The organism is Arthrobacter sp. TJ-217 (genome assembly GCF_058269255.1).
Window position 1 is genome coordinate 357,071 of the sequence record NZ_JBZCNJ010000003.1, and the last position, 20,141, is coordinate 377,211.

At 67.1% G+C, this 20,141-nt stretch carries 17 protein-coding genes; 4 read left to right on the forward strand and 13 right to left on the reverse strand.

Translation table 11 applies throughout. From position 1 onward, the window contains the following. Positions 1 to 5: 5 nt before the first annotated feature. Entirely contained in the window at positions 6 to 1,703 is a 1,698-nt protein-coding gene (locus AC4D2R_RS07510; RefSeq protein WP_490899805.1) for a GAF domain-containing sensor histidine kinase, read from the reverse strand. Between the two features lie 158 nt (positions 1,704 to 1,861). On the opposite strand from AC4D2R_RS07510, the gene AC4D2R_RS07515 reads away from it, so the two are divergent. Continuing rightward, positions 1,862 to 2,302, forward strand: a complete 441-nt coding sequence (locus tag AC4D2R_RS07515; RefSeq protein WP_490938939.1) for a pyridoxamine 5'-phosphate oxidase family protein — start codon at positions 1,862 to 1,864, stop codon at positions 2,300 to 2,302. Positions 2,303 to 2,306: 4 nt separating this feature from the next. Here AC4D2R_RS07515 and AC4D2R_RS07520 read toward each other — a convergent pair whose 3' ends face one another. The 6 genes from AC4D2R_RS07520 to AC4D2R_RS07545 form a co-directional block, all read right to left on the reverse strand. Next, complete coding sequence (locus tag AC4D2R_RS07520) at positions 2,307 to 2,750, reverse strand: universal stress protein (RefSeq protein WP_490899803.1); 444 nt, start codon at positions 2,748 to 2,750, stop codon at positions 2,307 to 2,309. Positions 2,751 to 2,847: 97 nt separating this feature from the next. After that, positions 2,848 to 3,165, reverse strand: a complete 318-nt coding sequence (locus tag AC4D2R_RS07525; RefSeq protein WP_490899802.1) for a hypothetical protein — start codon at positions 3,163 to 3,165, stop codon at positions 2,848 to 2,850. 247 nt (positions 3,166 to 3,412) lie between these two features. Continuing rightward, the gene (locus AC4D2R_RS07530) at positions 3,413 to 3,592 is read right to left on the reverse strand and encodes a YegP family protein (RefSeq protein ID WP_490899800.1); all 180 of its coding nucleotides are present in this window, start codon (positions 3,590 to 3,592) and stop codon (positions 3,413 to 3,415) included. Positions 3,593 to 3,728: 136 nt separating this feature from the next. Continuing rightward, positions 3,729 to 5,897: a copper-translocating P-type ATPase gene (locus tag AC4D2R_RS07535; protein WP_490938941.1), complete on the reverse strand. Its 2,169-nt coding sequence runs from the start codon at positions 5,895 to 5,897 to the stop codon at positions 3,729 to 3,731. Between the two features lie 440 nt (positions 5,898 to 6,337). Then, positions 6,338 to 6,937 carry a sigma factor gene (locus AC4D2R_RS07540; protein WP_490899796.1) on the reverse strand — a complete coding sequence of 200 codons (600 nt, stop codon included), beginning with the start codon at positions 6,935 to 6,937 and terminating at the stop codon, positions 6,338 to 6,340. Between the two features lie 112 nt (positions 6,938 to 7,049). Beyond that, complete coding sequence (locus AC4D2R_RS07545) at positions 7,050 to 7,706, reverse strand: MBL fold metallo-hydrolase (RefSeq protein ID WP_490938943.1); 657 nt, start codon at positions 7,704 to 7,706, stop codon at positions 7,050 to 7,052. A 136-nt stretch (positions 7,707 to 7,842) separates the two neighbouring features. Here AC4D2R_RS07545 and AC4D2R_RS07550 point away from each other — a divergent pair, with 136 nt between their 5' ends. Next, positions 7,843 to 8,283: a Fur family transcriptional regulator gene (locus tag AC4D2R_RS07550; RefSeq protein WP_490899793.1), complete on the forward strand. Its 441-nt coding sequence runs from the start codon at positions 7,843 to 7,845 to the stop codon at positions 8,281 to 8,283. Between the two features lie 89 nt (positions 8,284 to 8,372). Here AC4D2R_RS07550 and AC4D2R_RS07555 read toward each other — a convergent pair whose 3' ends face one another. From AC4D2R_RS07555 to guaB1, 6 genes are all read right to left on the reverse strand, one after another. Then, positions 8,373 to 9,248: a metal ABC transporter permease gene (locus AC4D2R_RS07555; protein WP_490938946.1), complete on the reverse strand. Its 876-nt coding sequence runs from the start codon at positions 9,246 to 9,248 to the stop codon at positions 8,373 to 8,375. Between the two features lie 2 nt (positions 9,249 to 9,250). Further along, positions 9,251 to 10,033 (reverse strand): metal ABC transporter ATP-binding protein, encoded by a 783-nt coding sequence (locus AC4D2R_RS07560; RefSeq protein ID WP_490939078.1) that lies wholly within the window; start codon positions 10,031 to 10,033, stop codon positions 9,251 to 9,253. 56 nt (positions 10,034 to 10,089) lie between these two features. Next, positions 10,090 to 11,082, reverse strand: a complete 993-nt coding sequence (locus AC4D2R_RS07565; protein ID WP_490938948.1) for a metal ABC transporter solute-binding protein, Zn/Mn family — start codon at positions 11,080 to 11,082, stop codon at positions 10,090 to 10,092. A 77-nt stretch (positions 11,083 to 11,159) separates the two neighbouring features. Then, positions 11,160 to 12,251 (reverse strand): hemolysin family protein, encoded by a 1,092-nt coding sequence (locus AC4D2R_RS07570; protein WP_490899788.1) that lies wholly within the window; start codon positions 12,249 to 12,251, stop codon positions 11,160 to 11,162. After that, a complete protein-coding gene (locus AC4D2R_RS07575) occupies positions 12,248 to 13,609 on the reverse strand; it encodes a hemolysin family protein (protein WP_490899786.1) in 1,362 nt (453 codons plus the stop codon). Before AC4D2R_RS07575 ends, AC4D2R_RS07570 begins: the two co-directional genes overlap by 4 nt. Positions 13,610 to 13,928: 319 nt before the next feature. Then, positions 13,929 to 15,380: a GMP reductase gene (gene guaB1 / locus AC4D2R_RS07580; protein ID WP_490938950.1), complete on the reverse strand. Its 1,452-nt coding sequence runs from the start codon at positions 15,378 to 15,380 to the stop codon at positions 13,929 to 13,931. Between the two features lie 188 nt (positions 15,381 to 15,568). Here guaB1 and AC4D2R_RS07585 point away from each other — a divergent pair, with 188 nt between their 5' ends. Beyond that, positions 15,569 to 19,396, forward strand: a complete 3,828-nt coding sequence (locus AC4D2R_RS07585; RefSeq protein ID WP_490938952.1) for a multifunctional oxoglutarate decarboxylase/oxoglutarate dehydrogenase thiamine pyrophosphate-binding subunit/dihydrolipoyllysine-residue succinyltransferase subunit — start codon at positions 15,569 to 15,571, stop codon at positions 19,394 to 19,396. A gap of 123 nt (positions 19,397 to 19,519) precedes the next feature. Beyond that, positions 19,520 to 20,116, forward strand: coding sequence for a GDSL-type esterase/lipase family protein (locus tag AC4D2R_RS07590; protein ID WP_490899781.1), 597 nt, complete (start codon positions 19,520 to 19,522; stop codon positions 20,114 to 20,116). Positions 20,117 to 20,141: the final 25 nt, after the last annotated feature.

Genomic DNA, 20,141 nt, shown 5'->3' on the forward strand with positions numbered 1-20,141 from the left:
CCGGGCTACCCCAGATCGCGCTGGGCGGGGACTATCCAGTCGAGGCGGGTGCCGCGCCCGGCCACGCTGTGCACCCGGAAGTGGCCGTCGCACAGCTCCGCCCGCCGCTGCATGTTGTTCATTCCGCTGCGTTTGGCCCCCGGGGCGATCCCGCGGCCGTCGTCGGTGATGCTCAGGTGGACCTCCGAGGGAAGGACGTCGACGGAGATGCCGATCGAAGAGGCGCCGGCATGCCGGACGGCGTTGCTCAGTCCTTCGGAGATCACCGCCATGAGGTGGTCGGCGATGTCCTCCGCGACGGCGGTGTCGACGGGGCCGGACAGCTGCACCACCGGGTTGAAGGGCAGGATTGTTGCACACTCCTCGACAAGCTTGAGGATGCGGGCACTCAGGCTCGTGCCCGCCTGGGGAACACTCCTGAGGGAGTAGATGGTGTCACGGAGCTCCCGGATCGTCTCATCGAGCTCTCCGGTCACCTCGTCGATGCGTTGGAGGGGTCCGGGATCGGTGACGAACCGCCGCAGGCCCTGGATTCTCAGTCCGGCCGCGAAGAGGCGCTGGATGACGAGGTCGTGGAGGTCCCGCGCGATCCGGTCGCGGTCCCCGAAGACGGCCTGCTGTTCCCGAAGCCGGTGTGCCTTGACGAGCTCGAGGGCAAGGGCGACGTGCGAGGAGTAGATGGTGCTCATCGTGGCGTCGCCGGCAGTGAAAGGTGCCGAGCCGCGGGAGCGCAGGAGGATCAGGATGCGCGGCTCCCCTTCGCTGTCCGAGAGGCGCACCGCAAGCGTTGAATCGAAGTACTCGAGGAGAAGCCCGGAGGTGGGCGCGAAAACCCGCGCCACCCCGGCCAGCAGGGCCGGTCCCGTGCCGTCGAGCAGGCTCAGCACCTCGTCCGTCACCGCCAGCTCCTGCCCGGCGACGTGGGCGGCGGAGGGGCCGGCCGCGGCGGCGCAGAACAGGGCGTTGCCGGAGATTCCCTGCACGGCGACCAGCGCGAGGTCCGCCCCGGCGACGTCGGCCGCCCTGCCCGCGACCAGATCAAGGCCGTCAAGGCCCGGATCCTCCGTTGTGCCGACCAACTCGCGCACGGTGTCCATTCCGGCTTCGAGCCACCTGCTGCGCCGACGGGACTCATCGAAGAGGCTTGCGTTCTCGATGGCGGCACCGGCCGCTGCGGCAAGGGCCTTCACAAGCTCCTCATCGGCCGGCGTGAAGTCACCGCCCCCGCGTTTCTCGGTGAGGTACAGATTGCCGAACGTTGAGTTCTTGACCCGGATGGGCACGCCGAGGAACGAGCCCATCTGCGGGTGGTGGTCGGGGAAACCGTAGGCGGCGGGATGCTGCCGGAGATCGGTCAGCCGGAGCGGGCGGGGATCGGTGATGAGCTGTCCCAGCACGCCGTGCCCGACCGGCAGCGAACCGATGCGACGGACCTCGTCGTCCTCGAGCCCCACGGTGATGAAATGACTGAGGAAGTTGTCGGCCCCGATGACGCCGAGGGCTCCGTACCGGGCCTGGACGAGTTTACAGGCTGAGGAGATGACGCGCTCCAGGACGCCCTCAAGGCCGAGGTCCTCGGTGATCGCCGCGAAGCCTGCCAGAAGGCTCCGCAGGTCCTCCTGGCGCAGTGGGATCGCCTCTCCAATACGGGGCGGCAGCGGCGCACCGGACGAACCGTTCGGCCGATCCTGAAAACTGCCCATACAGCTACATCCAATACGTCGACTTCCGGCACTTTCCGGGTCCGAGGATCAAAAAGGGCCGGGGCGGGTACGGATCCCATCATATCGGGGTGAATGGCCCCGTCGGGGGTTTAGTCTGGAATTCAGACTTCCCCTACCACCGCCGCGGAGGAAAAATAATGAGTTCAACGGACAACGAATTCTGGGAGATGCCCGGAACCCTTCACGCTTCGACGGAGCTGTCCGCCGATGAGTGCTGGGCGCTGCTGATGACGCAGACCACAGGACGGATTGGATTCTCCCGGGAAGGCTCAATCTATATTTTCCCTGTCAATTATCTTGTCCATGAGCAGGGGATCTATTTCCGGACTTCCGAGGATGGCGATATCGGCAGGGGCCCACTGGAGAAGGCGGCATTCCAGGTCGACGAGCTCCGGACCGCCGAGATGGCCGGGTGGACGGTGCTTGCCCAGGGTTCCGCCGTTCCCGTCAGCGACGAGGCGCTGCTGACAGCGCTGTGGGGCAGGGCCAGCGAGGAACCATGGGCCGGCGGTCTCCGGCAGCGGTTCGTCGGAATCCGCCCCATCAGCGTGACGGGGCGGCGAGTGGGGACCGCCTGACGGGCTATTTTCCCTCGGTGCCTTCGTGTACAACGAGCACCGGGCATGCGGCATGCGAAACGCAGGCCGCGCTGACCGATCCAAGCAGCAACCCCCGGAATCCCCCGTGGCCGCGCCGGCCCACAATCAGCATTGCCGCGTCCGCGCCCGCCTTGACGAGCACCTTCGAAGGGCGCCCGAAGAGAACCGATGTGCTCAGGTTCGGCGGAAGGTCCTCTCCGAAGGCTTCCCTCAGGGTCTTTTCAAGCCGCTTCTGGGTGACTTCGTCGAAGTTGTCGCTTCCCAGCGGCACGTATCCTGCATATTCGGCCGGATAGTCCCACACTGCAACAGCTTCGATAGCCGATCCGAGCCCCGGTGCGATGCGCGCCGCAAGGCGCAGCGCTTCGATTGAGGCTGTTGACCCATCAACTCCGACAACGACGCGGTTTACTTCGTTGACTGCCATTGGCTCCACCGGCTCCCGTTCGCCATGTACCCGGCCATCTAGGCAGGATTATTCTCCGCCCTCGGCGCGGCGGCAAGGTACGGCCACACCGCCCTGGCTATTGCGGGGCGGGTTCGAGAAGGTTCAGGAAACAATCCTGCTCAAAGGGATCGATCGAGGCGGGTAGACGCCCCTCGCTCACGCTGGTACGGAGCCGGTCCAACGCCTCGTCCTCGGCCCGCGCTGCGGTGAGGTCAATAGTGATGGCGGTTCCCCCGAGCAGGGCGTTGGTCCTCCGCGCGACGACATAGAGCGCCTGCAGGTTTTCGGGTGTCACGGTCCCCTGAACATGGATCCGTGCCGACTGCAGCTCAGAATCAAGACGGACCAACACCCGCAGCCTTCTGGCCGCCCAGTTCGAGGGGTGTTCGTCCATCGCCTTCCTTCGCGCACGTTGGATCTCAAGGCGACTTCCCCGCGTGCTTTCCCCAACTGACAACCGGCCCTCTCGGCCCGTGCTCTCGCCACCGTTTAATTTTGTCTTCACTGCTTGTCCCCTTAGGTGACGCCTGCACAACTTCCGCTCTTCCAGAGTCGCCGGTGATCGGCAAGGCGGGTAAGGGGCGAAAGTCCCTTACCCGCGCCGCGTTCCCGGCAACTCTGGTGCCGACGGCACCCATGGGTCACGTGAGGTCGGTGATCAATGCCATCGATGCGCAGTCGCGGATTCCGTGGATCCCGGCGACAGTCGTCTCTTTATCCTCGTAGGCCTCGCTGGTAACGAGCGTGGTCCCGTCGTCGCCGGTGAGCCGGAACCGAAACTGCTCCTGATCATCCCGGAATATCTCGAACGTGCCAGCCATTACAGCCCCCAATCTCGCTCATGCATCCTTACAGGGCGACTTTAACCACGGCGCCGCACTCCGTGGAACCCTTGCGGGACCGCAAGGGGGCGGGTGGACGGAGTGAACCGTCCTGTGCTCCCGCCCTCCCTGCCGGTCAGCGCCCGAAGCGTTCGGGTGCGAGGTTGATCCGGCGCAGCAGCTGCGCGTTCAATGCCACGACGATCGTCGAGACGCTCATGAGTACAGCACCGGCCGCCGGGGAGAGAAGGATCCCGGCGAAGGCGAGCACTCCCGCCGCGAGGGGGACGGCGAGGATGTTGTAGCCGGTGGCCCAGACGAGGTTCTGGATCATCTTGCGGTAGCTCGCCCGCGACAGGTCGACCGCCGACAGCACACTGCGGGGATCGTTCCCGGCGAGGACAACGCCCGCCGACTCGATTGCGACATCGGTGCCCGCACCGATGGCGATGCCAACCTCGGCACGGGCCAGGGCAGGGGCGTCATTCACGCCGTCACCGACCATAGCGACCTTCAGTCCGCGCGCCTGCAGCTCCGCGACCTTGGTGTCCTTGTCCTGCGGGAGGACCTCGGCGAAGACCTCATCGATGCCCAGCTCACCGGCGACGCCGTCCGCGACCTGCCGGGCATCGCCGGTGATCATTGCGACCTTCACCCCCCGTTCCTTCAGCGCCTTCACCGCGATGCGTGATTCATCGCGGATGCGGTCCTCAAGCCGGAGCGCACCGATGACGGTGCGGCCGCGTACCACGTGCAGCACCGCTGCGCCCCTGCTGGTCCAAGCCCGCACCGTTTCCGCGATGTCCGGCGGTGTTTGCAGGGAAAGCTCCCGCAGCAGGTTCGGTCCCCCGACGGAGATCTCCGATCCGTCGACGACAGCCCTCACGCCGCGCCCGGTCATCGATGAGAAGCCCGTTCCCCGGTAGGCGAATTGGGCGGCGGCGGGATCCTCGGCGGCCGCGGCGACGATTGCGCGGGCCACCGGGTGTTCGCTGTCGGCCTCCGCGGCCGCCGCCAGGGCGAGCAGCTGCGCCGTGTCCGTTCCCGCCGCGGCGGCAACGGCGGTGACTGCGTGGCGTCCCTCGGTAAGGGTTCCGGTCTTGTCGAAGAGGACGACGTCGATGGTGCGCATCCGCTCCAGGGCCAGCCTGTCCTTGATCAGCACCCCGGCCCGCGCGGCGCGTTCGGTGGAGATGGCGATCACCAGGGGGATGGCAAGGCCCAGTGCGTGCGGGCAGGCGATGACCAGGACGGTCACCGTCCGGGTGACGGCGTCGTCCGGGCTGCCCAGGGCCAGCCAGGCGACAAACGTCAGGATCCCGGCGCCCAGGGCGAAGTAGAACAGCAGGGCAGCGGCGCGGTCGGCCAGCGCCTGGGCCTTCGAGGAGGAGGCCTGCGCCTCGGCGACGAGCCGTTGGATCCCCGCCAGCGTGGTGTCCGGGCCGACGGCGGTGACCCTCACCCGCACGGCGTTGTCGGTGGCCACCGTTCCTGCCACAACGGTGTCCCCGGCACGGCGGAGGACTGCGCGGGATTCACCGGTGATCATCGACTCATCGAATTCCGCGGCACCGTCGATGACCTCGCCGTCAGCCGGAACCCGCGCGCCCGAACGCACAAGCACGACGTCGCCCGCGGAAAGGGACGCCACCGGGACGGTTTGGATCCCGGTTCCGGCAACTTTCTCGGCTTCGTCGGGGAGCAGCGCGGCCAGGGCATCGAGGGCGCCGGCGGCCGAACCGAGGGCGCGCATTTCCATCCAGTGGCCGAGGAGCATGATGACGATCAGCAGGGCGAGTTCCCACCAGAAGTCGAGATCGAAGCCCCCGATTCCCAGGGTGGTGACCCACGACGCGCCGAACGCGACGGTGATGGCCATGGCGATAAGCAGCATCATCCCGGGTTGCCGGGACTTCAGTTCCGCCAGGCCGCCCTTCAGGAAGGGAGTTCCTCCGTAGATGAATATTGCGGTTCCGAGGACCGGCGGGATCCATGCCGACCCCGGGAATACGGGCGGCATGTAGCCAAGGAGCATGGCGAACATGGGGCTGAATCCCACCACCGGCACGGCGAGGGCCAGGCTGAGCCAGAACCGGTCGCGGAACATGGCGGTCGAATGCCCGGCGTGCTGACCGGAGGAGTGGACCTGATGGTCATCATCGGCCATCTGACGGTTCCCCGGGTGCTCCTGCCCGGGACGGGTGGAATGGGCGTGCGCTTGGGGCACGGGCTGCCCGTGGTCATGGGCGGCGCTCCCCCGGGCTGCGGGCTCGAGGTCTGCGGCCTGCCGTTCGCGGTTTTTCATTGTCTTCTCCTCCAGGCACCTCGACGGTGCCGCGCCTTGCCAGGATCTGGACACCTGGCGGCCTGCCTTCGCCGCTGCGGCGTATCCGGCGGATGTAGTGCCACCGGCGGGTGTGCCGCCGGGAACGAGAGGAGCCCGATCCGTGGCGGTACCTTCGGTACGCGGATGAACTGCCTCCTGCAACACCAGTAAGCTATACCCCCCAGGGGTATACGTCAAGGGGTGGCCCGGGAGGAGAAAAGATCACGGCCGTCCTGCTGGGCAGCCCGGACCTCGGCATTGAAGCCAACTGGACCAAGGGGAAGAGACCCTTCCGGGTTCACCGGCCGCCCGGCGGGCTCTTGAGGTGGTGTTCAGAAGAAGAGCGCCGCGGACTTCCTGCAGGGAAGGAAGGGATGCCCTGCGAAGGGGCCGCGCGGAAAGATGGGGCTGGCGCCGCGCTATCCCATGGTTCCGGCGGCCGGAACGGTGATCGTGCCAGGTACGGCGATTGCGCCCGGCGCGGCAGCTGATGCGGAATCGGAACTGGTGAGGCGGCCGACTGCGGTCTGGATCCTTGAGACCGCCGTCGGCACTGCAACACTGAGCTTTTCGGCGACTTCGCCGCAGGTCAGCCCACCGTAGTAGGCGAGCAGGAGGGCTTCATCCTGCCCCTGAGGCAGCGCATAAGATGTGCCCGCCTCTCCGCGCTCCGGTCCGGCCGACGGGACCTCGGCGTGGGCCGGTACGGCCCCGGCCGGTGCGCCTTGCGCCGCAGCGGTGCGGCTGCTCTGGACGGCACACAGATGGGTGAGGGAGAGGAGCCAGGTCATTGGTGTTCCGACCCGCGGGCCGTAGCTTCCGGCCGAAGCCCACGCCTTGAGATAAACCTGCTCGACAATCTCCGCCGCGGCATCCTGCCGCTCCGTCATCCGCAGTGCGAGCGCGTACACCCTTGGGGCAGTCCGCCCATAGAGTTCGCTGAACGCGGCCCGGCTGCCGCCTGCCACGGCACGGACGAGAGGTTCAAGGCTTCCTGGGGCGTTTCCACTGTCGCGCACGAGAGTCCAATCCGCATAAGGCAAAGGGCCGGTCCCTCGGCCCTTCCCCGACAATAGCAGCCTTGCTTACTTCTCGATAGACTAGCTAAATCCGGAAATCACCATCACGCGTTCAAAGCTCCACCGTTTCACCCGGCGTCAGGTGCTTGTACTCCGTTCCATACTGGGCGCCGAGCCGGCCGACATGGTTTTCGACAAGGCCGAGCCCTGCCTCGTTGAGCAGCGCATCGTGAATCGGATAAGCCCGGGCCGCCCGCACCGAGGTGACGAAGTCGATCACCTCGGCGGTTTTCGACCAGGGGGCGTGGATCGGCACCAGGAGGGTCCGCACCGCCACGCCGTGGGGAACGATGAATGAGTCCCCGGGATGATAGAGCTCGCCGTCAACGACGTACCCGATATTGGCGATGACCGGGATGTGCGGGTGGATCAGTGCGTGTTGGCCGCCGAAGGTGCGCACCTCGAACCCGGCCGCGGTGAAACCGGTGCCGGGTTCGGCGTCGTGAATCCTGGCGGCGGCGTTCCCGAGCGAAGAGCGCAGTTGTTCGGCGAGCTGAGCCGGTGCCCACAGTTCGAGGGCTCCGTTGGCGGCCAGGGCCGCTGACACCCGGTCGCGGTCGAGGTGGTCGGCGTGTTCATGGGTGACAAGCACCGCGCCTGCGCCGTTCAGAGCCTCCTCCACTTCGGAGAACGAGCCGGGGTCGATCACCAGGACGTGTCCGTCTTTCTCAAGTCGGACACAGGCGTGGGTGTACTTGGTCAGCTTCATAGCGCACAGAATACCCCTCAGCCGACTGATAATCTTGATCAGGGTTTAGGCTTAATTCGCCGCCCGATGCGCGGATTGCCCGCGTGCCGGCCGCCAGGCCGCCGCCTTTCCACCACCTGCTCCGAAAGGGATCCCCATGACGTCCGAAGCGGAGCAGTCAATGCGCCGGGGCTCCGAGCAACGCATGACGCGCCAGCGCCGCGCTGTCAGCGCAGCCCTCGACGAACTCGATGACTTCGTCAGCACCCAGGACCTGCACCGGGTCCTCCAGGACCGGGGTGAATCGGTTTCCCTTGCCACCGTCTACCGCGTCCTCCAGTCCATGGCCGACGACGGCATGGTGGACGTCCTGCGCAGCGGCGACGGCGAGGCCGTGTACCGCAGGTGCGCCGTCGAACACCACCACCACCACCTGCTATGCCGCAACTGCGGCAGGGCGGTGGAGATCGAGGCACCGGCGGTGGAGCAGTGGGCCGGACGGACCGCCGCGGCGCACGGCTTCAGCGAGGTTGCCCACACCGTCGAGATCTACGGCCTGTGCCCGGATTGCACCGCGGCGAAGGCGGCCCGGAGCTAGAGCGGAACGCGGCACCTATCGCGGGTGCAGAGCCTGCCTGCACCCTGGGTCCTCGGACCGCGGCGCGGGTGATCTTCCCGCTCGGGCCCTCAGGCGGCAGGACCCTGCGCAGGGACGGGCCGCGGACTGCTCCGGCGCCCGCCGACCGCCCTGCACACCAGGTAGATGGCGAAGGAAATCGTCGTCACGTACGGACTGATGGGGATCCTTCCGCCCAGGGCGAGGAGGATGCCGCCGACCACCGAGGCGGTGGCGAAGGCGATGCTGAGCACCACCACGAGGCCCGGTGTCGATGTCACTTTCAGGGCCGCGGCCGCCGGGGTGATCAGCAGTGCGAGCACCAGCAGCGCCCCCACCACCTGGATCGACAGTGCCACCGAGACTCCGAGAAGCACCATGAAGACGATCGACAGCCCGCGCACCGGAACACCCCGGGCTTCGGCGAGGTCCGGATCGGCGCTGGCGAAGGTCAGCGGCCGCCAGATGGCGGCAAGAACGATCAGGACGGCCAGGGCGCAGAGCACCAGCAGGTTCAGCTGCACGCTGTCCACCGAAACGATCTGCCCGGTGAGCAGCCCGAATTTGTTGGCGGCCCTTCCCTCGTAGAGGGCAAGGAAAAGGATGCCGAGCCCAAGCCCGAAGGGCATTACAACTCCGATGATCGAGTTCCGGTCGCGCGCCCGGATACCCATCAGCCCGAGAACCAGGGCAGCGGCGACCGATCCGATGAGGGAGCCGAAGACCACGTTCGCGCCGATCAACAGGGCGAACGCCGCTCCGGCGAAGGACAACTCGGCTATGCCGTGAACCGCGAACGCCAGGTCGCGCATCATGACGAAGGTCCCGATCAACCCGCCAAGCAGGCCGAGCACCGCACCGGCCCAGATGGAGTTGCGCACCAGCGGGAGCAGTTCCCGGTAATTGTCGAACGTGAACACCGCGTCGATGACATCCTGGAAATCCATGCTCAGAGCCCTCCGGCCCGGTGGTGGGCGGTGGCGTCCGGAAGGCCAACGACGACGATCCGGCCGTTATGGTGAAGGACCTCAACGGGGCTGCCGTAAAGGTCGGAAAGCACCTCGCTCGTCATGACTTCCTGGGGCGATCCGATGCGGAACCTGCCCCCGGCCAGGTACAGCACACGGTCGACGTACTCGATGATGGGGTTGATCTCGTGGGTGACGAACACAACGGCGCTGTTCTTTTCATGGGACTGCCTGTTGATCAGGCTGCTGACCGCCTGCTGGTGGTGCAGGTCAAGGGAGAGCAGCGGCTCATCGCAGAGCAGGACGCGGGGATCGCTCGCCAGGGCCTGGGCGATCCGCAGGCGCTGCTGCTCTCCCCCGGAGAGCCGTCCCACCGGCGCATCGGCGTAGGAGGTCGAGCCCACCTCGCCGAGCAGCTCGTCGACCCGGTCGCGGTAGCTCCTTCCCTTCAGGCGCACGCCCCAGCGGTGGCCGTCGATGCCGAGGCCCACCAGGTCGCGTCCGCGAAGCGGCGTCTCGGGCGCGAAGGATTTTTGCTGGGGCACGTACCCGATGGCGCGGCTGCCGCGCTGGATGCGTGCTCCGTTGATCAGTGCCGTGCCCGAGTCGAGCGGCTGGAGTCCGAGGAGCACTTTGAGGAAGCTTGTCTTCCCTGAACCGTTGGGTCCGAGGACAGCGAAGAACTCTCCCGGATGGATGTCGAGGTCGAGGCCGCTCCAGAGCGTGCGGTGGCCGAAGGAAAGGCTCGCACCGCGCAGGCTCACCACCGCACCGGCAGCGGGGGGCGGCGCGTGGCCGGACCGCCCGGGGGCGGCGCTGCTCACCTGGCGTTGAGCGCTTTCACGATGCTGTCGGCGTTCGCGCTCATCCATGAGACATAATCCTCCCCGACGGGGAGGGTTTCAGTGAAATTGACGACCGGGACCCCGGCCTTCTCCGCGGCATCGCGCACCGCCTGGGTCTGGCTGCCCTCGGTCTGTTCGTTGTAGGCCAGGAACTTCACGGTGTCCGATGCCACAAGCTTTTTCATGTCGTTGAGCACCCCGATCGAGACGTCGCTTCCCTCTTCGACCGCCTCGGCGTAATGGGCGGGGGTGACGTCGGTGAGACCGGCCGCCTCGAGAAGGTAACCGGGAACGGGCTCGGTGACGGCGACGTCGCCGCGCCCGCCTGCGGCGACGGCATCGCCGAGCTTCTCCTCGATGGCGTCCAGTTCCTTGGAGAGCGTCAGGGCGCGTTCCTCGAAGTCCGCCGCGTGTGCCTCGTCGAGGGCGCCGAGTTCGCTGCTGACAGCCGCGGCCAGGGTGCGCATTGCTCCGAGGTGGTACCAGACGTGTTCGTTGCCGGCGCCGCCCTCCCCCGCGTGCCCTTCGGCATGGTCATCGCCGTGCTCCTCGGCATGGTCCTCGTGGGAGAGGCCCTCGATGCCCGCCACTTCGACGGCACTGAGGATCCGCCCGGCGTCGAGGCCGGTCTCCTCGGCCAGCCGGGACAGGAACGGGTCGTAGCCGCCCCCGTTCTCGATGACCAGGTCCGCCTTCGACACGGCGAGCTTGTCCTGCACTGTCGGCTCGTAGGAGTGGGGGTCCTGGCTGAGGCTGTCAACGACCGCGGTGACCTCAACGGCGTCGCCACCAATGAGTTCGACGATGTTGCCGTACACGTTGGTGCTTGTCACAACCTGGAGCCCGCCGGAGTCAGCCGTGCCTGCCGGCGAACCGGCACCGGCGTCGCCGCCGCATCCCGCGGTGAGCAGGGCGGCGGCGGCCAGCGATGCCAGGCCAAGTGGACGGCGGAAAGGTGCCCGGAACATGCTTGCCTCGATCTAATGAGAAACGTTTACGTTAGCGGAATCAGTCTAACCTAACGCGAATCATTCGCAGAACGGGCTCACTGCATGAAGTTCCCGCTGCGCTCGGTCATCCCCTCGCCGGAGCGGCGGGCGCCCTGGCTCTGGGTGGCGTCCCGGATTTCTCCGACGAGCTGCTCGATCACGTCCTCGAGGAAGAGGACGCCCTGTGTTTCCCCGTTGGGCCCGAGCACACGGGCAAGGTGGGAGCCGGTTTTCTGCATCACCGTCAGGGCGTCTTCGATCTCGTCCGAGAGGTTGAGGTTGGCAAGGGTCCTCACCTTGTTCTCGGTGATGGGCTTGCGGTACATCGCCTGCGGAATAGACATGATGTCCTTGAGGTGCATGTACCCGGTGAGGTTGTCGTTCTCGTCGACGAGGACGAATCGGGAGAAGCCGGTGCGTCCAACCGCCCTCTCGAACTCCTCGGGCGTCGCGTCGGTGCGGACGGTGACCAACTCGTGGAGGGGCACCATCGTGGTTTCCGCGGTCTGGCCGGAGAACTCAAGCGCGCCGGTGATCAGCCCCGAACCGTCGTCGACGAGTCCGCTCTTTGTCGACTCCTCGACGATCGACTGCACCTCCTCGAGCGTGTAGGTCGAGGAGACCTCGTCCTTCGGCTCGACGCGGAGGGCGCGGAGGATGTGGTTCGCCGCCCAGTTGAGCGATGCGATGATCGGGTTCACCGCCCGGGCGATCATCACCAGGGGAAGCGCAAGGAGCAGGGCCGCCTTGTCTGCGGCCGAGACCGAGATGTTCTTGGGCACCATCTCCCCGAAGGTCACGTGGAGGAAGGTGACGAGGAGCAGGGCCACGCCGAAGGCCATTCCGTCGGCGAGGCCCGGCGCGATGCCGACCGCCTCGAACGGCACCACCAGCAGGTGGTGGATCGCAGGTTCGGCAACCTGGAGGATCAGCAGGGAACACACGGTGATGCCCAGCTGGGCGCATGCCAGCATGAGGGACACGTGCTCCATCGCCCACAGGGTTGTCTGCGCCCGTTTCGATCCGGCGTCCGCCAGGGGTTCGATCTGGCTGCGCCGCGCAGAGATGACTGCGAATTCGGAGGCGACGAAGAACGCGTTGCCGATCAGCAGCAGCACCAGCCAGAGGATTCCCGCCCAGTCGCTCATTGTGCCGCTCCGTCCGTTGCCGCATGCGATCCGGTCCGGACGTCGGTGTCGGCGCCGTCCGTTGTGGGCGCCGGGATGAAGCGCACGCGGTCGATCCTGCGCCCGTCCATGCGCTCCACCTCGAGTACTCCGTTCGTAACCTCGACGCGGTCGCCGGGCACCGCAATGCGGCCCAGTTCGGACATCATGAAACCGCCAACTGTCTCGTAGCCGGGCTCGTCGGGTACGACAAGTCCGGGAATGTGGTCGGTGACCTCATCGGGGCGCATCATGCCCGGGAAGTACCAGTCCCCCGAGGCGCTCTGGAGCACCCCAGGCTTGAGCTTGTCGTGCTCGTCCGCCACTTCGCCGACAATCTCTTCGACGAGGTCCTCGAGGGTCGCGACTCCTGCCGTTCCGCCGTACTCGTCGAGCACGACGGCCAGCTGGAGGTTCGCCTCGCGCAGTTCGCGGAGCAGCGAGTCAAGGTGCACCGTCTCGGGCACCCGGAGCACCTCGGTCATGATGGTTCCGGCGGGCAGGCCTGCGCGGCGTTCGCGCGGCACGGCGACGGCCTTCTTGACGTGCACGACGCCGCGGATGTCGTCGGCGGATTCACCGATGAGCGGAAAGCGGGAGTACCCGGTGCGGCGCGCCGCTTCGACGACGTCGGCGACGGTCTGGTCGGAGTCGATGGTTTCCATGCGGATGCGCGGGGTCATGACGTCGGCAGCCGTGCGTTCGGAAAAGCTGAACGTCCGGGCCAGGAAGTTCGCGGTGCCCTGATCCAGTGTTCCCATTTCGGCCGACCGGCGCACCAGTGACGAGAGCTCGGCTGGGGTGCGGGCACCGGAGATCTCCTCCTTCGCCTCGAGGCCGAAGATGTTGAGGACGCGGTTGGAGAACCCGTTGAGCACGATGATCGCCGGCTTGAAGACGGCAGTGAACATCAGCTGTGGCCGCGCCAGCGCCTTGCCCACGCGGAAGGGAAGGGCGATCGAGAGGTTCTTCGGCACAAGCTCGCCAAAGAGCATCGAGAGCAGGGTCGCCAGGATCATCGCCACGATGAGCGAGACCGAGGCGGTCGCCGGACCGGGAAGCCCGAGCATTGCCAACGGCGCCTCGAGGAGCCGGCCGACCGAGGGCTCCATGACGTACCCGGTCAGCAGCGTGGTCAAGGTGATGCCCAGCTGGCAGCTGGAGAGCTGGGTGGAAAGCGAGCGCAGGCAGCGCAGCAGGGGCTCTGCCTTCCGGTCGCCCTGCTCCACGGCGCGCTGGACGTAGGTCTGGTCGAGCGCCACAAGGGCGAACTCAACGGCCACGAAGAATCCGGTTCCAAGGATCAGCAGGATCCCGGCGCCTAGATAGAGCCACTCCATGAGCGCTTCACCGCCCGCTGGGTGAGGGGCGGTTCGGCATTACCGGGCAAGCCCGGTCTGGAGGGCTCCGATAGCGCTGCGCCGGAGCGGTCGTCGGCGGCGTCGTCATGTGCCTCATGTGGCACGGTGACGGCCAGGGCAGCTCGAACGGAATGATGGGCAAAAGAACGGGATACGCCGGCGCTGAGCGAACGCCGCCCGGTTGACGAGAAGTGCTTCGTCAACCGGGGGTTCGCTGGCCGGCCCCTAGAGGAGCTGTCCATAAGGCCATCAGTTTACCCTTGAGGCCGCCTTCCGGGAAACAAGGCTGTCCGGCCGGCTACCAGCTTTGCTGGACGGGGCGGCCTTCTTCGTATCCGGCGGCGGACTGGATGCCCACGACGGCGCGGTCGTGGAACTCGGTCAGGGAGCGGGCTCCGGCGTAGGTCATGGAGCTGCGCAGCCCGGCGGTGATCATATCGAGCAGGTCCTCCACGCCGGGGCGCTGGGGGTCGAGGTACATCTTGGAGGTGGAGATGCCCTCCTCGAACAATCCCTTGCGGGCCCGGGCGAAGACGTCCTCGGCCTGGGTGCGGTTCTGCACCGCCCGGGCCGAGGCCATGCCGAAGCTTTCCTTGTACCGGCGCCCGTCGCCGTCGGAGTGCAGGTCCCCGGGGCTCTCGTAGGTCCCGGCGAACCAGGACCCGATCATGACCTGGCTGGCCCCTGCGGCAAGGGCCAGGGCGACATCGCGCGGGTAGCGCACCCCGCCGTCGGCCCAGACGTGGGCGCCGAGCTCCCGGGCGGCCGCGGCGGCCTCGTGGACGGCGGAGAACTGGGGCCGGCCCACGGCGGTCATCATCCGCGTGGTGCACATGGCCCCCGGACCCACGCCGACCTTCACGATGTCCGCCCCGGCCTCGACCAGGTCCCGCACCCCGGCGGCGCTGACGACGTTCCCGGCCACGACGGGGACCTGCGGGTTGAGGCTGCGCACGATCTTGAGGGCATCGAGCATCTTGCGCTGGTGCCCGTGGGCGGTGTCAACGACCAGGACATCGACCCCGGCCCCGAGCAGGGCCGCGGCCTTGGCCTCGACGTCGCCGTTGATGCCCACGGCCGCGGCCACCCGCAGCCTGCCCTGGGCGTCAACGGCCGGGGCGTAGATGGTCGAGCGCAGCGCACCGGCCCGGGTCATGACCCCCTCCAGGATCCCGCCGCGGGTCACCGGCGCCAGCGGGATCCCGGCGGCCTCGAGTTCCTCAAAGGCCCCCTGCAGGCCGTTCGCGGGGTCGGCGTCGAACCGGGCCGCGTCGATCGGAGTCGGGTTCAGCCGCATCACCGACTCCAGGGACGCGAAGCGGTCAACACCCTCGCAGTCCGAGGCCCGCACCAGACCCACACAGCGCCCGGCGCCGTCGACCACGACCACCGCGCCGTGGGCGCGCTTGTCGATCAGGTGCAGGGCATCAAGGACCGTGTTCCCGGGCCCGAGCTTGAGCGGGGTCTCAAACACCGTGTGCCGGCCCTTGACCCAGGAGGTGACATCGGCGATGACCTCCACCGGAACATCCTGGGGCAGCACCGTGAGCCCGCCGCGGCGGGCAACGGTCTCGGCCATCCGCCGCCCGGCCACCGCCGTCATGTTCGCCACCACCAGCGGAATCGTTGACCCGGTCCCATCCCCGCTGGCAAGGTCCACATCAAAACGGGAAATCACCTCCGAGGCCGAGGGCACAAGGAACACATCCGAATACGTCAGATCCGTGCTGGGCTGGTTGATGAAACGCATTTTTACTCCCGGAGTCGGTTACCTACAGATTCTAGGTCCTCCCCGCGGCGCGGCCGAATCGCGGGCGCGGTGATTGGCCTGTTCCTTGCTCGTGTTACTAGACTGGTGAAGGGTCCGACTGCAGGTTCAGCACGGCCGAACTCGACATCACCGCGCTCAGGGCAATTTACGGAAGAGGCGTATACCAAGTGTCAGAACAAACCAGCCACCGTCTACCTGAAGAATTCGGCGGAAATGAGTGGCTCGTTGACGAACTTTACGAGCAGTTCCAAAAGGATCGGAACTCGGTCGATAAGAAGTGGTGGGAACTCTTTGATTCCTTCGATGCCGAGAACCAGCCCAAGGAAGACCAGCCCAAGGAGAACGGCCGCCGGTCCGCCGCACGCACCGAACCGGCCGCGCCTCCGGCCCCCGCAGCCAGCCCCGCCACGCGCGAGCTCCCGGTCGTAAAGACCGAGGAGAACGCTCCGAAGGCCTCAGGGGAATCCCCTGCAGCGACGCAGGAATCGGGCAAGGCACCCGTTGCGAAGGAACCGGCCCCCGCGGCCGAGAAGAAGCCGGAGGCCAAATCCGACAAGCCGGCGGCCACCCCGATCCCCGCCCAGCTGCCGGAGTCGGCCCGCAACACGGAGATGGACGAGGACACGGTGAGAGTCCTTCGCGGTCCCGCCAAGGCCATCGCCACGAACATGGACGCGAGCCTCACCGTCCCCACTGCGACAAGCGTGCGCGCCATCCCCGCGAAGCTGCTCATCGACAACCGCGTCGTCATCAACAACCACCTCGCCCGGGCCCGCGGCGGCAAGGTCTCCTTCACCCACATCATCGGCTATGCAATCGTGAGGGCGCTGGCGCAGTTCCCCTCGCAGAACGTGTACTACGACATCATCGACGGCAAGCCCTCCGCGGTGCAGCCCGCGCATGTCAACTTCGGGCTCGCCATCGACATGCCCAAGCCCGACGGCTCGCGGCTGCTCGTCGTGCCGAACATCAAGAAGGCCGAGAACATGAACTTCTCGGAGTTCTGGCGCGCCTATGAGGAACTCGTCAAGAAGGCCCGCGGCGGCAAGCTCGGAGCCGACGACTACGCCGGCACGACCGTCTCGCTGACCAATCCCGGCGGCATCGGCACCGTGCATTCGGTGCCCCGCCTCTCGAAGGGCCAGGCGTGCATCATCGGTGCCGGCGCCCTCGAGTACCCGGCGGCGTTCCAGGGTGCCAGTGAGAAGACCCTGGCCCAGCACGCCATCTCGAAGACCATCACCCTGACCTCCACCTACGACCACCGCGTCATCCAGGGCGCCGGCAGCGGAGAGTTCCTGCGGATCATCCACCAGCTCCTGTTGGGCGAGCAGGGCTTCTACGACGAGATCTTCGAGTCGCTGCGCATTCCGTACGAGCCCGTGCGCTGGAGCGCGGACATCCAGGTCGATCCGATGGACGAGATCAACAAGGTCGCCCGGATCCAGCAGCTCATCCACGCCTACCGCGTGCGCGGGCACCTCATGGCCGACACCAACCCGCTCGAGTACGTGCAGCGCAAGCACGCCGACCTCGACGTGCGCACCCACGGCCTCACCCTGTGGGACCTCGACAGGGAGTGGCCGACGGGCGGGTTCGGCGGCAAGCCGATGCTCAGGTTCCGAGACATGCTCGGGGTGCTGCGCGATGCCTACTGCCGCACCACCGGCATCGAGTACATGCACATCCAGGACCCGGTGGAGCGCCAGTGGTTCCAGGATGAGCTCGAGCACCCCTACTCCAAGCCGAGCCGCGAAGAGCAGCTGCGCATCCTGCACAAGCTGAACTCCGCCGAGGCGTTCGAGACCTTCCTGCAGACCAAGTTCGTCGGCCAGAAGCGGTTCTCCCTCGAGGGCGGCGAGTCGCTCATCCCGCTGCTCGATGCGATCATCTCCGGGGCAGCCGATGACGGGCTCGACGAGGTCGCCGTGGGCATGGCCCACCGCGGGCGCCTCAACGTGCTCACCAACATCGCCGGCAAGACCTACGCCCAGGTCTTCCGCGAGTTCGAGGGCACCCAGGATCCCCGCTCGGTTCAGGGCTCCGGCGACGTGAAGTACCACCTCGGCACCGAGGGCACGTTCACCTCCGACGCCGGAAACCAGACGCGCGTCTACCTCGCGGCCAACCCGTCCCACCTTGAGGCCGTCGACCCGATCCTCGAGGGCATCGTGCGGGCCAAGCAGGACCGCCTCGACCAGGGGGACTCCTTCCCCGTCCTGCCGATCCTGATCCACGGCGACGCGGCGTTCGCGGGCCAGGGAGTAGTTGCCGAAACGCTCAACCTGTCCCAGCTGCGCGGCTACCGCACCGGTGGCACCATCCACGTCATCGTGAACAACCAGGTCGGCTTCACCACCTCCCCGACGTCGTCGCGCTCCTCCGTCTACTCGACGGACGTCGCGAAGATGGTCCAGGCGCCGATCTTCCACGTCAACGGTGACGACCCCGAGGCCGTTGTGCGGGTGGCGCAGCTCGCCTACCAGTTCCGCCAGCGGTTCAACAAGGACGTCGTCATCGACATGGTGTGCTACCGTCGCCGCGGGCACAACGAGGGAGACGATCCCTCGATGACCCAGCCGATCATGTACAACCTCATCGAGGCCAAGCGCTCGGTCCGCAAGCTGTACACCGAGGCCCTGATCGGCCGCGGCGACATCACGCAGGAAGAAGCCGAGCAGGCCCTGCGCGACTACCAGGAGCGCCTTGAGCGCGTCTTCGCGGAAACCCATGCGGCGCAGACCTCGCCCATCCCCGTCGTCACGCAGGACCCGGCGGCCGTTTCGAACATCGAGCGCCCGTCGGCCCAGCAGTCCGACACCGGCGCCGACGCACCGGTTTCGACGGCGATCACCGCCGAAACCCTCGCCCACATCGGCAAGGCCCACCTGAGCGCCCCCGAGGGATTCACCGTCCACCCCAAGCTCAAGACGCTCCTGGAGCGCCGCGAGCAGATGTCGCGCGAAGGCGGGATCGACTGGGGCTTCGGCGAGATCGCGGCCCTCGGATCCCTGCTGATGGAGGGCATCCCGGTGCGGCTGGCCGGCCAGGACACCCGGCGCGGCACCTTCGTCCAGCGCCACGCTGTCTTCCACGACCGGGCCACCGGCGCCGAATGGCTCCCGCTCGACGGCCTCAGTGAGAACCAGGCCAAGTTCTGGATCTACGACTCGCTGCTGTCCGAATACGCGGCAATGGGCTTCGAATACGGCTACTCCGTCGAACGCCCCGACGCCCTCGTGATCTGGGAGGCCCAGTTCGGCGACTTCGTCAACGGCGCCCAGACAGTCATCGACGAGTTCATCAGCTCGGCGGAGCAGAAGTGGGGCCAGCGGTCCTCGCTCGTGTTGATGCTGCCGCACGGCTACGAAGGCCAGGGTCCGGACCACTCCTCGGCACGTATCGAGCGCTTCCTGCAGATGTGCGCCGAGGAGAACATGGTCGTTGCGAACCCCAGCAGCGCCGCCTCGCACTTCCACCTGCTGCGCCAGCACGCCTACCGCAGGCCGCGCAAGCCGCTGATCATCTTCACGCCCAAGCAGCTGCTGCGCCTCAAGGCCGCCGCGAGCTCGGTGGAGGACTTCACGCAGGGCAGCTTCCAGCCGGTCATCCCCGACACGCTCGCAACGCCGGGGAACGACGTGGAGCGCGTCATCCTGGTTTCGGGACGCCTCTACTACGACCTGGTTGCCGCACGGCAGAAGGCCGAGGACACGAAGACGGCAATCGTGCGGGTCGAGCAGCTCTACCCGCTGCCCCTCGACGCGATCCGCGATACCCTCGGCGCCTACCCGAACGCCGAGGTTGTCTGGGCCCAGGACGAGCCGGCCAACCAGGGCCCCTGGCCCTTCATCGGCCTCAACCTGCCGCAGCACCTCGACCGCCGGATTGAGCTCGCATCACGCCCGGCCTCCGCCTCGACGGCCACCGGCTCGGCGAAGCACCACGCGGTGGAGCAGGAAATCCTGATCCGGAAGGCTTTCGGAAGAAAGTAATCGGGCTGTCCGTATGATGTTGGGTGGGGCCGAGCGGTCCCACCCAACGCATTTAAGTAGAAAGCGCCTCCGAGCAGCCGCCCGGAAGCCGCGCACCGATCGATCAGCAATCCGAGGGAACCAGTGGAACAACGCAGAATCCGGCTAGCCGCAGTGGGCGACGAACTTCTCGCAGGACTGGGAGATCCGCGCGCCCTCGGCTGGCTTGGACGCGTCATGGCCCGCACCGCCCCCGATAATGTTTCGGTCGAGGCCTACAGCCTCGCGGCGCCGCGCGAGGGCACCGAGTCCCTCGCCAACCGGTGGCTCCAGGAGACGGGACGCCGTTTCGACGACGGGTTCGAGAACCGCCTCGTCATCGGACTTTCCGACAGGGACCTCGACCTCGAACTGTCGACGGCGCGCAGCCGGCTGAATCTGGCGAACATCCTTGACGGCGCTGCCCAGATGAGCGTCAAGGTACTCGTCGTCGGCCCTCCCCCGGGTCTTGACCCCGAGCGCAACCGCCGCCTGGCCGACCTTTCGGCTGCCTTCGCCGACGTCACCACCCGGCGCAAGCACGTCTACGTCGACACCTTCACCCCGCTGCTCTCCCACGACCAGTGGCGCAACGACCTCGCGGCCAACGGCGGCACTCCGGGCCAGGCGGGCTACGGACTCATGGCCTGGCTGGTGCTTCACCGCGGCTGGTTCCAGTGGCTGGAGATCCCTGCGGCCTAGCACCCGCCGGGCACCGCCCGCTCCC

Excerpts from the sequence above, each read along its gene's own strand:
- AC4D2R_RS07575 (WP_490899786.1), bottom strand. The coding sequence starts at position 13,609 with ATGGAGTGGCTCTATCTAGGCGCCGGGATCCTGCTGATCCTTGGAACC.
- AC4D2R_RS07535 (WP_490938941.1), bottom strand. The coding sequence starts at position 5,897 with ATGAAAAACCGCGAACGGCAGGCCGCAGACCTCGAGCCCGCAGCCCGG.
- AC4D2R_RS07530 (WP_490899800.1), bottom strand. The coding sequence starts at position 3,592 with ATGGCTGGCACGTTCGAGATATTCCGGGATGATCAGGAGCAGTTTCGG.
- AC4D2R_RS07525 (WP_490899802.1), bottom strand. The coding sequence starts at position 3,165 with ATGGACGAACACCCCTCGAACTGGGCGGCCAGAAGGCTGCGGGTGTTG.
- AC4D2R_RS07545 (WP_490938943.1), bottom strand. The coding sequence starts at position 7,706 with ATGAAGCTGACCAAGTACACCCACGCCTGTGTCCGACTTGAGAAAGAC.
- AC4D2R_RS07510 (WP_490899805.1), bottom strand. The coding sequence starts at position 1,703 with ATGGGCAGTTTTCAGGATCGGCCGAACGGTTCGTCCGGTGCGCCGCTG.
- guaB1 (WP_490938950.1), bottom strand. The coding sequence starts at position 15,380 with ATGCGTTTCATCAACCAGCCCAGCACGGATCTGACGTATTCGGATGTG.
- AC4D2R_RS07565 (WP_490938948.1), bottom strand. The coding sequence starts at position 11,082 with ATGTTCCGGGCACCTTTCCGCCGTCCACTTGGCCTGGCATCGCTGGCC.
- AC4D2R_RS07515 (WP_490938939.1), top strand. The coding sequence starts at position 1,862 with ATGAGTTCAACGGACAACGAATTCTGGGAGATGCCCGGAACCCTTCAC.
- AC4D2R_RS07555 (WP_490938946.1), bottom strand. The coding sequence starts at position 9,248 with ATGGATTTCCAGGATGTCATCGACGCGGTGTTCACGTTCGACAATTAC.
- AC4D2R_RS07550 (WP_490899793.1), top strand. The coding sequence starts at position 7,843 with ATGACGTCCGAAGCGGAGCAGTCAATGCGCCGGGGCTCCGAGCAACGC.
- AC4D2R_RS07520 (WP_490899803.1), bottom strand. The coding sequence starts at position 2,750 with ATGGCAGTCAACGAAGTAAACCGCGTCGTTGTCGGAGTTGATGGGTCA.
- AC4D2R_RS07570 (WP_490899788.1), bottom strand. The coding sequence starts at position 12,251 with ATGAGCGACTGGGCGGGAATCCTCTGGCTGGTGCTGCTGCTGATCGGC.